Origin of the sequence: Nocardia sp. NPDC059195, assembly GCF_042754695.1 — a bacterium.
In the GTDB taxonomy this organism is placed as follows: domain Bacteria; phylum Actinomycetota; class Actinomycetes; order Mycobacteriales; family Mycobacteriaceae; genus Nocardia.
Window position 1 is genome coordinate 81971 of the sequence record NZ_JBHZBG010000001.1, and the last position, 13918, is coordinate 95888.

A 13918-nucleotide genomic window follows, 5' to 3' on the forward strand; every position below is an offset into this window, starting at 1 on the left:
CTCGAGCGACAGCGACGATCCCGGAACGCGCGGCGGTCTATCCCCAGATGCGCCGTGTCGCGGGCATATCGGCGTTTCCCGTTGCTTCCGGGACGACGCCGAGTACCTGGTGAATTCCGAGTCCGCCGTCCTCGAAGCCCAAAGCGGAGGCGGCCATATAGAGCCGCCATATTCGTGCACGCCCTTCGCCGACGAGTGAAACCGCTTGTTCCCAAGCGGTTTCCAGATTCGCGACCCAATGGCGAAGGGTCCGCGCGTAGTGCTCGCGCAGGGCCTCGACATCGCGAACCTCGAATCCGGCGCGTTCCATGGCCAGGACGACTTCGCCCACATCGACGAGTTCACCGTCCGGGAAGACATAGCGTCCGACGAAGGAACTGTTGCGCATGACGGAGCCGCCCGGCGAGGAGATGGCGTGGTTGAGCAGCCGTCCGCGCGGGCGCAGCAATGCGCGCAGGGTGTCGAAGTACTCCGCGGCGCGCTTGGAGCCGACGTGTTCGAACATGCCGATCGAGGAGATGGCGTCGAACTCTTCGCCGCGCAGGTCCCGATAATCGGTCAGCCTGATCTCGACACTGCCCGACAGCCCCGCGTCGGCGACTCGTCGGCGGGCGAGCTCGACCTGAGCACTGCTGATCGTGACGCCGACAACCTTCGCCCCATAGGTCGACGCCGCGTGCATGGCCATGGACCCCCAGCCGCATCCCACGTCGAGCAGTCGCATACCCGACTGCTCGGCCAAGCCCAATTTGCGGCAGATCAGGTCGTGCTTGGCGCGCTGGGCGTCCGCCAATGAGCTGTCGTCGTCCGGCACGAACCGGGCGCAGGAATAAGTCATGCTCGGTCCGAGCACCAGCCGGTAGAAGTCGTTGCCGACGTCGTAGTGATGACTGATCGCCGCCGCGTCGCGATGTTTGGTGTGCAGGGGTCCGCGTGCTGGTCGCGCTTCCTCCGGTGGTCGTGGCGGGCGGCGACCGAGCGCCCCGAGTTGCCGGGCCGCGCCGATGGCCTGCCAGGCGGCGCCGAGACCGAGGCGGGCGTCGTTCGGCGCGGTCGACTGGAGTGCTCGGAGCATCAGGAAGATGTCGCCGTCGAGATCCACTGTGCCGGAGACGAATGCACGCGCCAAGCCGAGTTCGCCGGGCGCCCAGACCAGGTGGCGCAGCGCATCCTCGGATCGCACACGCATCGTGCCGGGGCTGTCACCATCGGGTTGGATCGTGCTGCCGTCCCAGAATTCGAACCCCACCGCGGGGTGTGGGCCCAAGGAGGCTCGCAGCAGAGGTTCGAACGCGGCGGCGATCGTGGCCTGATTACCCATCCGACCACTATGGTCCGCGTCGCGTTGCTGGTGTGGCAACGACGCGGCGCCATCCGCTGGATCAGCGTCCGATCAGGGCGAGTCCAGCACGCTCACCGGTACGCCGTAGGGGAGAAACCGCACCCGACGGCGGTCGTCGGTGTTGTCGCGGTGGGCGCGTAAGGCTTCGAGCTCGTTCGGGAACACCTGGTCGATCCTGGCCTGACCGGCATCATCGACGGTGTAGATCGCCCACACTCCGCTGCCGGTCTCACCGGTGGTTTCGCCCTCGGGTGCCGTTGAACGTGGGCGTTGCGGCTGGACGAACTGGCCGAGCAGCGACGACAGCGCACCGACGCCGACCTGATCCACGCGATCCAGGTATCCGGCGGCTTTCCCGAACAGTTCGTTGAGTTCGGCTCCCGTCCCACGTAGTGCGCGTTCGAAGTCTTCCGGATCGATGCCGAATGGCCCGGTGTTTGCCATCGTGTGTCCTCCTGCGGACGAGTTGGCTTGTCTCTCCACAGTGTGCTCGCCGAATGGCGGATTCGCCACGATGTCGCTGGCCGGTCCGCGGGTCGGTGCCAGGGATATGTCCGTTTTACTCGTAGGTTGATCACAGCCGTACTACTTCCACTTCGAGAAGGGGCTCACACGTGTCGACTCACAAGATCGCGGTCGCCACCGGCATCGTCACCGCTTTCCTGACCGCGGGCACTGTCTCCGCTCAGCCATCGGCACCCGTCCCACACCAGCAACACAGTGAGGTCGCCGGGAACGAGAATGGTGGCAAGGCCGGCAACGCGGACGATCCCGGGAGCGAAGCCGACGAGAAGGGCAAAGGTAAGGGGAAGGGCAAGGGCAAAGGCCAGGCGGATCGATGACCGCGATCGGATTGGTCTTCACCGGCGTGGCGGTGCTGCTGCACGGCTACATCTTCGTGATGGAGTCGCTGCAGTGGACGGCGGCGCGGACGCGAGCGACGTTCGGGATATCCGCGGCGGATGCGGAGGCCACCAAGGAGATGGCCTTCAATCAGGGGTTCTACAACCTCTTCCTGGCCGTTGTGGCGGCGTTCGGGATGGGGTTCACCGCGTTCGGCGACAAGGGAATCGGGCTCGCGCTGGTACTGGCCGGTGCAGGTTCGATGGTGGCGGCCGGCGTGGTACTGCTGGCGTCGTCACCAGGCAAGGCGCGTCCGGCCCTGATCCAGTTGGTCCCGCCGCTGATCGGTTGTGTCGCTGTGGTGATCGCCCGGCTCTGAGCATATCCGCGGCGAACGGCTGACCAGGCTATGCGCTGAGGTCGGGTGATGTGGCTGAGTCGGGTGATGGGGGGCCCACGGCTTCACCGATATCGGGTTCGTCTGTTTCTGGTCGTGAACCGGTGGCAGCGTCGATCTGCTCGCCGATGTAGCGGATCACCACCGCGACCATCGCGACCACCGGTACCGCGAGGAAGGCGCCGGTGATGCCGTAGAGCGAGCCGCCCGCGGCGACGGCGAGCAGCACGATAACGGCGTGCAATTCCATGCTGCGACTCTGGAGGACCGGTTGCAGCACATTGCCTTCCAGTTGTTGCACCGCGATGACGACGCCGAGCACGATCAGCGCTGTGGTGAGCCCGTTGCCGACCAGCGCGACGAGGACCGCGAGTGCACCGGCGACGAAAGCTCCGACCATCGGGACGAATCCACCGATGAAGGTGATCACCGACAGCACCAGCGCCAGCGGAACGTCGAGGATGAACAGCGCCGCGCCGATGAGTACGGCGTCGACCATGCTGACGATCGCCTGCGTACGGATGAATCCGCCCAGGGTCGCCCAGACTCGTTCCAGGACGGCTTCGACGTGGCGGCCACTGCGGTTGCCGAACACCCGATGCATCCAGGGCAGAAAACGTATGCCGTCCTTCAGGAAGAAGAACACCAGCACCAAGACCAGGAACACGGTGATCAGGACCGAGGTGGCCGTAGACACGCCGGTGAACACACCGTTGGCGATCTGCGCGCCGCTGGACTGGAGTCGTCCCACGATCGCTTCGACCGCGGAATCGAGTTGCTCGTCGCGAATGCGCAGCGGTGGTCCCTGAATCCAGTTGCGTACTTGGTTGACTCCGGCGGTCGCCTTGTCGGCGAGTTGGGGTGCCTGATCGGCCACCGAGGGCACGATCAGCGCGATGACCCCGGCCAGCAGTGCTACGAACGACAGCAGGGTGATCGACGCGGCCAGCGCGGGCCGCAGCTTGTGCTGGGTCAGCCAGCGGGTCGGCGGCCACAGAATGGTGGTCACCACGATCGCGAGTGCGACGGGCAGGATCACCACCCAGAGCCGGGCGGTGACGGTACCGAGTACCCACGCGCCCGCCGCGATCGCCACGATGCACAGTGACCATTTGGCCAGCCACAGGATCCCGCCGCCGATCGCGTCGCCGCGGTCACGCGACGGCTTTCCGTTCGGTTGTGCCCCACTGGTTTTCTGCACCGGCCCGCTCACGTTGCTAGTCTGGCACGCTCGCCGGATCAGTGCGTCGTCGACGGCGGCTCGTCCTCGACCCGATCGAGTTCTTCGTCGAGCGCGATGGCCGCGGTGATCAGGGCCAGGTGGGTGAAGGCCTGAGGGAAGTTGCCCAGCTGCTCGCCGGAGGGACCGATCTCCTCGGCGAACAGGCCGACGTGGTTGGCGTAGGTGAGCATCTTGTCGAAGGCGTAGCGGGCCTGTTGCAGGCGCCCGGTCCGGGCGAGGGCTTCGACATAGAGGAAGCTGCACAGGTTGAAGGTGCCTTCGGCGCCGCGCAGGCCGTCGGGTGATGCCGCGGGGTCGTATCGGTAGACCAGGCTGTCACTGACCAGCTCCTTGTCCATCGCGTCGAGCGTGCTCAGCCACATCGGGTCGGTGGGGGAGAGGAACCCCATTCGGGGCATGAGCAGCAGCGAGGCGTCCAGTACGTCGGTGGCGTAGTGCTGCACGAATGCCTGGCGTTTGTCGCTCCAGCCCCGTTCGACGATCTGCCGGAAGACCGCGTCGCGTTCGGCTGTCCAGCGGGTCACGTCGGCGGGTCTGGCGTGCTCGGTCGCCATGCGGATGCTGCGGTCGAAGGCCACCCAGGTCATCAGTCGGCTGTAGGTGAATTCCTGGCGACCGCCACGGGTTTCCCAGATACCTTCATCGGGGCGGTCCCAGTTGTCCGCGAGCCAGTCGATGAGGCCGGTGAATGTCCGCCAGCCGGCAATGGCGGCCATATCCGATGCCTGCGCCAGCGCGTCGGCTGCCTCGCCGTAGATATCGAGCTGGATCTGGTCAGCTGCCCCATTGCCCACCCGCACCGGCGCCGAGCGCTGATATCCCTCCAGATGGGTCAGGGCCACTTCGTCCAGGTGGGGGTCGCCGTCGACGCGGTACATGATCTGCAAGGGTTCGCCGGAGGCGGTGCCGCCTGCTTCGGCCCGTTCGCGCAGCCAGCGACGGAAGGCATAGGCCTCTTCCGTGAAACCGAGGTCGACCAGCGCGCGCACCGACAGCGAGGCGTCCCGGATCCAGGTGTAGCGATAGTCCCAATTGCGTTCGCCCCCGATCTGTTCGGGCAATCCCATGGTGGCTGCGGCGATCGGCGCGCCGGTCGGGGCGTAGGTGAGCAGTTTGAGGGTGATCGCGGAACGGTTGACCATGTCGCGCCAGCGCCCGCGGTAGGTGGACGAGCGCAACCAGGTCTGCCAGAACAGACGGCACTGGTCGAATTCGTGGGCGATCGATGTCCACGCCGGTGCCGACGAGACTCCCGCGCCGGCCGAGCTGGTGGTCAGCACCACCGCCGCTCGCTCACCAGCGGACAGTGTGAATCGCGCGGTGATGTCCGCGCCGTCGGCGTGCAGGGTGATCGGGTCGGTGGACTGTAGGTGCAGATCGGCGGTGGCGGAACGGAAGACGGCGGTTCGTTCGTCGACTAGATCGAGGGTGTGGGTGGCGCGTGCGTAGTCGAACCGGGGGCGGCACGCGAGGGTGAACGTCAGACTGCCGCGTACCACTCGCACGACCCGTACCAGCCTGTGCCGTGCGGCGGGTTCGGTGCCGCGAATCGGTTCCATGAAATCGGCGACCTCGCCCACGCCGTCGGGTCCGGAGAACCGCGTCAACAGGATGGCGGTATCCGGAAGGTAGAGCTGCCGGACGGTCACCGCACTGGTTGGTTCGACGGCGAGCGAACAATGTCCGCCCTTCTCGCTGTCGAGCAGCGAGGCGAACACGCTCGGTGAATCGAATCGGGGAGCGCACCACCAGTCGATCGTCCCGGCGGCCGACACCAGCGCCGCGGTCTGCAAATCGCCGACGATGCCGTGCTCGTCGATCGGCGGGTACGTGTTCACGAACGCTCCTCGCCTCGGACCGCCCGTCCGTGCGGGCGGCGAGATTCAGCAAACCAGCCGACGTCGGCGACGCCCTCACCCGGAACGGGTGAATCCCCGCGCCAGGTCCGTGGACGACGGCTCGACGAGGTTGGCGCGTTCGGCACGAGATTGGCGCATTCTGTCCTTGTCGTGGCCCCGATGGAATTCGACACTTGCTTTCGTATTGTCGGTCTGCGAACGATGGGAGTGCGCGGTGTCGGTTACGAGGGAGAGCGCCACCGCCTATGTGATCTCCGCGCTGGAAGCAAAAGGAACCGCGACCCGTGACGATTTCGACGTCGCCGGGATAGTCACTGCGTTCCGGGACATCATCGATGGGTGGGATTTCCGGCTGTTGGAACGGGATACGTTCTGGCGGATCGCCTCGACCTACCTCAGGACGTGATGGCCCGGACCGGATGGGCACCCGCCGACCAGCGTCGGGCCGCCCTGCGCAGCGAGCCCGCATCGGAGTACCCGAGTAGCTCGGCTTGCCTGGTGCCGCTGAGCGACACCGCTTGCGATAACCGGGCGCTGCGGGCGCGGTCCAGTTCGGCCCGCCAAGTCGTGCCCGATTCGGTCAGCCGTCGTTGCAACGTTCGGGGGCTGACGTTGAGGATCCGGGCGACAGTATCGAGGGAGACCACCCCGGCCTCGATCGCTTCGTCCAAGGCGTCGGCCACCCGTTCGGGCCAGGCCGAGGCCAGGGTTGGTGGGGGTGCCAGCGCGGCGGCCAGCGGCTGCAGGACGGCGGCAAGTACTGGATCCGCGGTGGTCAGTGGCAGATCCAGGTCAGTCGCGCGGAAGGTCATGGAATCGGCTGGTGCGTCGAATTCCAGCGTGGCGGAACCGAAGACGGCGCGAAACCCGCCGACGCGCGCGGGAGCGGCCTGGCGCAGCGAGATGCGCACCGGGTTCAACGGATCGTCGACGACCCGGCGCGCGCGGCTCAGGACGGCCGACAATCCCCACAGTTGGGTGTGGTCCCTTCCACGACCTTCACCATCGAGCATCTCGAGGTACAGGGTGGACTCGCCCTCGGCCTCGGACACCAGGTCGAACCGGTGATTGGTGGTGACCGCGGTGATGTAGGGACCGCAGGTGGCGAGCCCGGCGCCCAGCGTCGGCGCGGACGCGAACAGGTAGTCGTACAGGCCCAGGCTGGACAGCTTGTAGCGCCGGGCGACCTGCAGGGCGACGTCCGGGCCGAGACGATGTTCGCCGATCTCCCACAGCCGGGAGAACGTCGCACTGGGTAGATGCACGTCGTGGCCGGTCATCGACCAATCCGGGACCCCGGTGTCGCGAATCAGCTGCGCGCGATCCAGCCCGGCAGCGTCGAACTGGGAGATGACGAAACGATGCAGCAAACTCTGGTCGGTAGCCATGACGTCTCCTCGTGGCAGCATGCCGATCGGCGAACGGGTCGCGGCTGCAGACGTCGACCGATAGGGGAGAGTCCGTCGGTCAACGTCTGTCGTTTCGAGATCGGCACCTTTGGTGTGATCCGGTTCTACAGTATTCGACCGTGTCATGTTCGTAGAGGGCCGGATATTCTTGGTCCCGAGTAGCCTGTGCCCGCAAAACGCGTGACGCATCGGCACCGGCCCCTCGTCCAGAAAGCTGGCTTATGACCGCTGAACTGTGCTGCCTGACCGTCCGCATAGACACCGGTCGATGGAGCGAAACCGTGCTCACGGAGGTCGACCTTGTTGTGCCTGTCGGTGAGATCACCGCCGTGCTCGGCGCGCCCGGTGCCGGCAAAACAATGGTTGGTTCGGCTCTCACAGGACGATTGCCCGCCACGGCGCGATCGCAGGGGCGTGTCGTGATCAATGGTGAGACCGTGACCGGTGAGCGATGGCCGGCTCTGCGTGAGCGTGTCGTCGGCTACGTGCCTCAAGAGGGTGTGACCGCCTTCGACACCGACAAGACGGTGGGCGCCCAGTTGCGAATTCTGGAGCGACGGCACCGAGCGTGGACTGTCGAGCGAGCATGCGCCGCGGCGCACTATCCCACCGACACCTTGGACCTTCTCCCGCATCAACATTCAGGAGGCCAGATCCAACGAGCCGCACTGGCCGCCGCGCTGCTACCCGCTCCGTCCATCCTCATCGCGGATGGACCTACCAATTCCCTCGATAGGGGAACGGCGTACGGGGTGTGGAGATCTTTGCGCGACTACGCTGACTCCGGCGCGGCGGTACTCGTGGTCAGCAACGAGGTGCGGATGCTGACTCAGGGCGGCTTCGCCGACCGAATGGTGATTCTGCACGCGGGCCGAGTCCTTGCCGCAGGGACGACCGCGGAGCTGACCAACTCGACCGATACGTTCGTGCGGGCCCTTCTCGGATCAAGCCTCTGATTCTGCTGGCCGGCACGAACCGCGGGTGACGAAAACGCGTTCCAGCAGGGCGTAGAGACAGTCCCGGTCTCGGTCGGTGAGTCTCGTCAGGCCTTCTTGGGTGGCGCGCATCTTCGCCCGGATCGAATCGGTGACCTGCTCGCCCTCGGGCGTGATGACGAGATGGGTGACGCGGCGGTCGGAGGCGCTGGCCTCGCGGCGCACGAGGCCACGCTTCTCCAGCCGGTTGATGATTCCGGTGACATTGGACGCGTCGCAGCCCAAGGTGTCGGCCAGGGCACGCATCGCGACGGGGCCTCGGCGCAGCACGGTCAGCGTTTTGCCCTGGCTCGCGGTGAGGTTCTCACTCGCGGCCGCGGCGGTGAAGTCCCCGTAATAGACCCCGAGCGACACCGAGAGCAGCTCCATGAGCTGGGCCGAATCGATGCGCGGAGCGTCTTCCATGAGGGTCAGCTTATCCGCAGAAACTTGACTATCTCAAATATTTGCCTCTAGCGTGTGGGCATTGCTTGAAGTTCTCAACCATCGATGTTGTCAAGTAGCTCTGAGGAGTAGCCAGTGATCGTCACCCCGTCCGAGGTCTCCCGCACGGCCGAGATCCTGTCACGGCCCGTCGCGCTGAACGGTCTGACCGTCCCGAACCGCATCGTGATGGCGCCGATGACGCGAATGTTCTCGCCGGGCGGCGTTCCCGGTGACGACGTGCGGTCGTACTACGCCCGCCGCGCCGCCGCCGGCGTTGGCCTGATCGTCACCGAGGGGACCTATGTCGGCCACGATTCGGCCGGGCAGAGCGATCGTGTGCCGCGGTTCCACGGCGAGGAGCAGTTGGCGGGGTGGGCCAAGGTCGTCGAGGACGTACACGCGGCGGGTGGCACGATCGTGCCGCAGCTGTGGCACATCGGCATGGTCCGCAACCAGGGCGAACCGCCCTATGTCGACGCGCCTGCCGTCGGCCCCTCCGGCATTCGCGTCGATGGCACCGAGGGCACCGGCAAGGCGATGACCCAGCGTGACCTGGACGACGTCATCGGCGCGTTCGCCGAGGCCGCCGCGGCCGCCGAGCGCATCGGCTTCGACGGCGTCGAACTGCACGGTGCCCACGGCTATCTCCTCGACCAGTTCCTCTGGGCGCGGACGAACCGTCGTGACGATGTCTACGGCGGTGACGCGGTGGCCCGGACGAGGTTCGCGGCCGAGATCGTGGCCGCCGTCCGGTCGGTGGTCTCGCCCGAGTTCCCGGTGATCTTCCGCTACTCGCAGTGGAAGCAGGAGGCCTACGACGCGCGGCTCGCCGAGTCCCCGCAGGAGCTGGAGGCGATCCTGGCCCCGCTCGCGGCGGCCGGTGTCGACGCCTTCCACGCCTCCACCCGCCGCTACTGGCTCCCGGAGTTCGATGGCTCGGACCTGAACCTGGCCGGCTGGACCAAGAAGCTCACCGGCAGGCCGACCATCACCGTCGGTTCGGTCGGCCTCGACGGTGACTTCCTCCGTGCGTTCTCGGGCCAAGGCGCCGAGCTCGGCAGCCTGGACAACCTCCTCGACCGCATGGAGCGCGACGAATTCGACATGGTCGCCGTCGGCCGCGCCCTTCTCCAGGACCCGGAGTGGGCGTCCAAGGTCCTGGCGGGGCGGATCGACGAGGTGAAGGCGTACCACGGAGCGGCGCTCAACACACTGAGCTGAGCGACCATCGACGCCCTGATCCCCGCGCGGTGGCCGTGGGGATCAGGGTCGCGGGTCAGCCGGTGACGGCGCCGTGCGCGGCCGAGCTGACGAGCTTGCGGTACTTCGCCAGCACGCCCGAGGTGTACTTGGGTGGGAGCGGTTCCCAGCCGACCTTGCGCGCGGCGAGTTCGCTCTCGTCGATCTCGACGTCGAGGATGCGGTTGGCGACGTCGAGGACGATCGGGTCGCCGTCGCGGACGAAGGCGATCGGACCGCCGTCCACGGCCTCGGGCGCGACATGGCCCACGCACAATCCGGTTGTGCCGCCGGAGAATCGGCCGTCGGTGAGCAGCAGGACGTCCTTGCCGAGGCCGGCACCTTTGATCGCGCCAGTGATGGCGAGCATCTCGCGCATGCCGGGTCCGCCCTTCGGCCCTTCATTACGGATGACCACCACATCACCGGCCACGATCGTGCCGTCCTCGAGCGCGTTCATCGCCCCACGTTCCCCGTCGAACACCCGAGCCGTGCCGCGGAAGACATCGGAGTCGAATCCGGCGCTCTTCACGACGGCACCTTCGGGTGCGAGCGAGCCGTGCAGGATGGTGAGTCCGCCCGTCCGGTGGATCGGCCGATCGAGGCGCCGAATGACATCACCGTCGAGGCCGAGTTCGATATGGGCGAGGTTCTCGGCCATGGTCGCGCCGGTGACGGTCATGACGTCGCCGTGCATGAGACCCGCGTCCAAGAGGGCTTTCATCACGACGGGAATGCCGCCGACCCGGTCGACATCGTTCATGACGTAACGACCGAAGGGCTTGAGATCGCCCAGATGCGGCACCTTGTCACCGACGCGGTTGAAGTCGGCGAGGGTGAGGTCGACACCGGCCTCACGGGCGATGGCCAGCAGGTGCAGCACCGCGTTGGTCGACCCGCCGAGCGCCATGACAACCGTGATGGCGTTCTCGAACGCCTCCATCGTCATGATGTCGCGTGCGGTGATCCCCTTGCGCAGCAACCCGACGACGGCTTCTCCTGACTTCTCTGCGTAGTCGTCACGACGACGGTCGGGGGCGGGCGGGGCGGCCGACCCGGGCAGGCTCATCCCGAGTGCCTCGGCCGCCGAGGCCATGGTGTTGGCCGTGTACATGCCGCCGCACGCGCCTTCACCCGGACAGATCGCCCGCTCGATGCGATCGACCTCCGCACGGGTGATCAGCCCTTTGATGCACGCGCCGACAGCCTCGAAAGCGTCGATGATCGTGACGTCCTTGCCATCGATATTGCCGGGCAACGTCGAACCCGCGTAGAGGAAGACACTGGCCAGATCCAGACGCGCGGCGGCCATCAGCATGCCCGGCAGGCTCTTGTCGCAGCCCGCGAGCAGAACCGAACCGTCGAGGCGCTCGGCCATCATCACGGTCTCGACGGAGTCGGCGATGATCTCGCGGCTGACCAGCGAGAAATGCATCCCCTCGTGCCCCATCGAGATGCCGTCGGACACCGATATCGTGCCGAACTCGAGCGGATAACCACCCCCGGCGTGCACGCCGCGCTTGACCGCCTTGGCCAGCCGGTCGAGCGAGAGGTTGCACGGGGTGATCTCGTTCCAGCTGGAGGCCACACCGATCTGTGGTTTGACCCAGTCCTCGTCACCCATGCCGACAGCGCGAAGCATGCCGCGGGCGGCAGTTTTCTCGAGTCCGTCCGTGACATCGCGCGAGCGTGGCTTGATGTCGACGGGCTGTTCGGTGTCGTGTGCCATAGCGCAAGCCTACGATCCCGGGTCGCGAAATCGCCACGATGGCGCAGCGACGAACGGTGCGGTCTACCCGATGGCAACCGAGGACGATGACGTCCCGATAGCGCCCAGGTCCGCGGGACCTCGGGCATCGGCGATGGAACTGACTGTCGCGGTACCGAATACGCCTTTGCGGTCATACATCGCCGCAGTGCCGACCGCGATACCGTCCTGGGATATCCGGTCGAGGCCGACCAGGCCTGCTTCGTCCCCTTCGGGAAGCCGGGTCAACGTGAGCGTGGTGTCGGCGTTGATGTATTCCAGGCCGCTGCTGCCGAGGTTGGTGACCACATTGGTCACATCGGCCAGCCCTGCGACGAACTGGAAAGGAGTCGGTTGCTCACCGACCACGACCGCGATCGGATGCTGCCAGATGCCCCCGGTCTGAGAGTCGGCGATACGTCAATGATGCGCCCACCGGAAGTGGGCGGCCACTCGGCCGCCGAAGATCACACGGATGAACTGTGCGGGAACAACTCTCGGGGTTAGGCTCGGATATGGCCCGCCGATCCGATGTTCTCGGTGCGATGCTCATCGCGGTGTCGTTGCTCAGTGCGTGCACTGTGTTCGGGCGGGGAGAGAACGATCCGCCCGCCGCGCGTGACGCGGACGTGTTGGTGTCGATCGCGGAGTCGCCGGGGTTCCTGCACACCGAACGAGTGGGGAGCCGACGCGTACCCTTCTTCGAATTGCGGCGCGACGGTACGGTTTTCACCAACGTGGACGACGGCGCCGAGCAGAGCGCGTTCGGCGTGTACTGGGCCCGGCTCACCGAGGAAGGTATCGAGCAGGTTCGGGCGTGGTTCGACGAACTCTCCTTCAACGATGACCACTACCGCGAACTCTCACCGTCCACGGACCAGCCCACAACATCGGTGTACGCGAACTTCGATGGGCCGGTCGGTGTGTCGGTCTACGGCTTGGACACCGAGCCCGGTGCGCGATCGGGCAATGGTGAGGTGCGCCGGTTGGGGGGCGTGATCGATCGCTTGCGAGCTCTGCCCGACGACGAACAGCTCACGGTGCAGCGACGTGCGCCGTACACCCCGACCGCCCTCGATGTGGCGTTCCAGCCCGCGGTCCCCGAGGACGACGAGCAGTTGCCCGCACCGATCAGCTGGCCGTTCGCGATCCCGCTGACGCAGCGCCCGCTGGGTGTCGGCGGCTATGGGACGGTGCTGTGCGCCACGATCGATGGCGACGAAGCGGCCACGGTCATCGAGCTCATGGCAGACAACGACCAAGACAGCCCACCGCACTGGTCGACCGGGGCGGCACCGGGATCCGGACAACCCACCTCGGTCTTGGTCACCCTTAATGCGCTTCTGCGCGGTCAATCCGGTTGCAGCGCGGCGAAATCCGCCCCGACGGCGTCGAACCGCGTTGTCGTCGAGCCGCTCCAGGACGTGGTACTCGCCGATCCGGCAGCTTGGAACGGCCCGTATCCGGCGGACCGGTTCACGACCGCGGCCAGCCTGGAACTCTATGCGGCGGTGCCGATTCTGGTCCGCGAACTCGAGACCAGGGAAGCGATCGAGGACGCCAACGGCACCAGTGACAGTACCGAACTCCATGTGCCGACCGGATCGGACCTCACCTGGTACGACTACCGATTCGTGGCCGCCGAAGTGGACGGCGCCCGCTATATCGACCTCGAGGCCCGCTATCAGGGGATGGCCCCCGATCCGTGGGAGCCGCCGACCTGGCATGCCCGTATCGCTCTCGACCCCGAGACCGTCACCGACCTCGACCTGCGTTGACAAACTGGGTGGCGCCGATTATCAACGCCAGCACGATAAGTCGGACATTCGTCAGGTCGCTGCCGATTGTTCGCGGCACATCGGAGGGGCGCGGGGTGCGAGTTCGATTCAGGTGTTCACCCACAATTCAGAATGGCTGCTGATCGGGTTCGATATCGAGATGGAACGGGAACAGGCTCACGGTCCAGGCGGCCACCGCGGTCGACGCCAGTACGTGGAGCAGGTAGACCGAGCCGACCAGGCCGATGCCGTAGTCGCGCATCCAGGCGCCGAGCGGAATCAACGCCACCAGGTCGAGGCCGAGCATCAGCATCGAGAACAGTAGGGCGGGCGCTGCCCACGACGGCGGCCCCGGTTCGGCCGGCGAGTCACGCTCGGTCGAAGTCTGGGCGGGTGTGGCATCACAGGGGTTCTCGGTGACCATGTTGTCCTCACAAGCAAGCCGGTGTTGCGGGTGGAGTGGTCGACACCTCATCGTGCGTCCGATGGCGGGATGCTGCGTACTTGCTGATCTGTCAGGTATTCGGGGTCGCGGACGGCCTGGATCGGCGGGCGAGGTGAAAATCTCGGCATCCGCAATCGATCGGCAACATGGACACGAAGGCGTGCCATGCGGGCAGCATCCGGCTCCGAGTGTTCG

The 13918-nt window shown here is 66.3% G+C and carries 15 protein-coding genes; 6 read left to right on the forward strand and 9 right to left on the reverse strand.

Annotated features, from left to right (window positions below):
* Positions 1–37 precede the first annotated feature (37 nt).
* The gene (locus ACFXKN_RS00330) at positions 38–1321 is read right to left on the reverse strand and encodes a class I SAM-dependent methyltransferase (RefSeq protein ID WP_379432067.1); all 1284 of its coding nucleotides are present in this window, start codon (positions 1319–1321) and stop codon (positions 38–40) included.
* Between the two features lie 72 nt (positions 1322–1393).
* Positions 1394–1786: a hypothetical protein gene (locus ACFXKN_RS00335; RefSeq protein WP_378948378.1), complete on the reverse strand. Its 393-nt coding sequence runs from the start codon at positions 1784–1786 to the stop codon at positions 1394–1396.
* 170 nt (positions 1787–1956) lie between these two features.
* Between ACFXKN_RS00335 and ACFXKN_RS00340 the strand changes: the two genes are divergently transcribed.
* Together ACFXKN_RS00340 and ACFXKN_RS00345 are read left to right on the forward strand one after the other, a co-directional pair.
* On the forward strand, positions 1957–2184 hold the full coding sequence (locus tag ACFXKN_RS00340; protein ID WP_378948381.1) for a hypothetical protein: 228 nt from the start codon (positions 1957–1959) through the stop codon (positions 2182–2184).
* Positions 2181–2564: a DUF1304 domain-containing protein gene (locus tag ACFXKN_RS00345; RefSeq protein ID WP_378948384.1), complete on the forward strand. Its 384-nt coding sequence runs from the start codon at positions 2181–2183 to the stop codon at positions 2562–2564. Before ACFXKN_RS00340 ends, ACFXKN_RS00345 begins: the two co-directional genes overlap by 4 nt.
* A 28-nt stretch (positions 2565–2592) precedes the next feature.
* On the opposite strand, the gene ACFXKN_RS00350 is transcribed toward ACFXKN_RS00345, so the two are convergent.
* Together ACFXKN_RS00350 and ACFXKN_RS00355 are read right to left on the reverse strand one after the other, a co-directional pair.
* Positions 2593–3795, reverse strand: a complete 1203-nt coding sequence (locus ACFXKN_RS00350; protein ID WP_379432068.1) for an AI-2E family transporter — start codon at positions 3793–3795, stop codon at positions 2593–2595.
* Between the two features lie 26 nt (positions 3796–3821).
* Complete coding sequence (locus ACFXKN_RS00355) at positions 3822–5663, reverse strand: glycoside hydrolase family 15 protein (protein WP_379432069.1); 1842 nt, start codon at positions 5661–5663, stop codon at positions 3822–3824.
* Positions 5664–5898: 235 nt separating this feature from the next.
* Between ACFXKN_RS00355 and ACFXKN_RS00360 the strand changes: the two genes are divergently transcribed.
* Positions 5899–6090: a hypothetical protein gene (locus ACFXKN_RS00360; RefSeq protein ID WP_378948393.1), complete on the forward strand. Its 192-nt coding sequence runs from the start codon at positions 5899–5901 to the stop codon at positions 6088–6090.
* Here the strand turns inward: ACFXKN_RS00360 and ACFXKN_RS00365 are convergent.
* The gene (locus ACFXKN_RS00365) at positions 6080–7072 is read right to left on the reverse strand and encodes an AraC family transcriptional regulator ligand-binding domain-containing protein (RefSeq protein WP_379432070.1); all 993 of its coding nucleotides are present in this window, start codon (positions 7070–7072) and stop codon (positions 6080–6082) included. The two genes, ACFXKN_RS00360 and ACFXKN_RS00365, sit on opposite strands and share 11 nt — an antisense overlap.
* 242 nt (positions 7073–7314) lie before the next feature.
* Between ACFXKN_RS00365 and ACFXKN_RS00370 the strand changes: the two genes are divergently transcribed.
* A complete protein-coding gene (locus ACFXKN_RS00370; protein ID WP_378948399.1) occupies positions 7315–8049 on the forward strand; it encodes an ATP-binding cassette domain-containing protein in 735 nt (244 codons plus the stop codon).
* Here the strand turns inward: ACFXKN_RS00370 and ACFXKN_RS00375 are convergent.
* Positions 8038–8493, reverse strand: a complete 456-nt coding sequence (locus ACFXKN_RS00375) for a MarR family winged helix-turn-helix transcriptional regulator (protein WP_379432071.1) — start codon at positions 8491–8493, stop codon at positions 8038–8040. The two genes, ACFXKN_RS00370 and ACFXKN_RS00375, sit on opposite strands and share 12 nt — an antisense overlap.
* A 114-nt stretch (positions 8494–8607) precedes the next feature.
* On the opposite strand from ACFXKN_RS00375, the gene ACFXKN_RS00380 reads away from it, so the two are divergent.
* The gene (locus ACFXKN_RS00380) at positions 8608–9735 is read left to right on the forward strand and encodes an NADH:flavin oxidoreductase (protein ID WP_379432072.1); all 1128 of its coding nucleotides are present in this window, start codon (positions 8608–8610) and stop codon (positions 9733–9735) included.
* 55 nt (positions 9736–9790) lie between these two features.
* Here ACFXKN_RS00380 and ilvD read toward each other — a convergent pair whose 3' ends face one another.
* Both ilvD and ACFXKN_RS00390 read right to left on the reverse strand, forming a co-directional pair.
* The gene (gene ilvD, locus ACFXKN_RS00385) at positions 9791–11482 is read right to left on the reverse strand and encodes a dihydroxy-acid dehydratase (RefSeq protein ID WP_378948408.1); all 1692 of its coding nucleotides are present in this window, start codon (positions 11480–11482) and stop codon (positions 9791–9793) included.
* Positions 11483–11545: 63 nt separating this feature from the next.
* On the reverse strand, positions 11546–11869 hold the full coding sequence (locus ACFXKN_RS00390) for a hypothetical protein (RefSeq protein WP_379432073.1): 324 nt from the start codon (positions 11867–11869) through the stop codon (positions 11546–11548).
* Positions 11870–12015: 146 nt separating this feature from the next.
* On the opposite strand from ACFXKN_RS00390, the gene ACFXKN_RS00395 reads away from it, so the two are divergent.
* Positions 12016–13278, forward strand: a complete 1263-nt coding sequence (locus ACFXKN_RS00395) for a hypothetical protein (protein WP_379432074.1) — start codon at positions 12016–12018, stop codon at positions 13276–13278.
* 127 nt (positions 13279–13405) lie between these two features.
* On the opposite strand, the gene ACFXKN_RS00400 is transcribed toward ACFXKN_RS00395, so the two are convergent.
* On the reverse strand, positions 13406–13702 hold the full coding sequence (locus ACFXKN_RS00400) for a hypothetical protein (protein WP_379432075.1): 297 nt from the start codon (positions 13700–13702) through the stop codon (positions 13406–13408).
* Between the last annotated feature and the right edge of the window lie 216 nt (positions 13703–13918).

Bases quoted from the DNA above. Each gene is read 5' to 3' on its own strand.
- ACFXKN_RS00330 (WP_379432067.1), bottom strand. From the start codon at position 1,321: ATGGGTAATCAGGCCACGATCGCCGCCGCGTTCGAACCTCTGCTGCGA.
- ACFXKN_RS00335 (WP_378948378.1), bottom strand. From the start codon at position 1,786: ATGGCAAACACCGGGCCATTCGGCATCGATCCGGAAGACTTCGAACGC.
- ACFXKN_RS00345 (WP_378948384.1), top strand. From the start codon at position 2,181: ATGACCGCGATCGGATTGGTCTTCACCGGCGTGGCGGTGCTGCTGCAC.
- ACFXKN_RS00365 (WP_379432070.1), bottom strand. From the start codon at position 7,072: ATGGCTACCGACCAGAGTTTGCTGCATCGTTTCGTCATCTCCCAGTTC.
- ACFXKN_RS00370 (WP_378948399.1), top strand. From the start codon at position 7,315: ATGACCGCTGAACTGTGCTGCCTGACCGTCCGCATAGACACCGGTCGA.
- ACFXKN_RS00375 (WP_379432071.1), bottom strand. From the start codon at position 8,493: ATGGAAGACGCTCCGCGCATCGATTCGGCCCAGCTCATGGAGCTGCTC.
- ilvD (WP_378948408.1), bottom strand. From the start codon at position 11,482: ATGGCACACGACACCGAACAGCCCGTCGACATCAAGCCACGCTCGCGC.
- ACFXKN_RS00395 (WP_379432074.1), top strand. From the start codon at position 12,016: ATGGCCCGCCGATCCGATGTTCTCGGTGCGATGCTCATCGCGGTGTCG.
- ACFXKN_RS00400 (WP_379432075.1), bottom strand. From the start codon at position 13,702: ATGGTCACCGAGAACCCCTGTGATGCCACACCCGCCCAGACTTCGACC.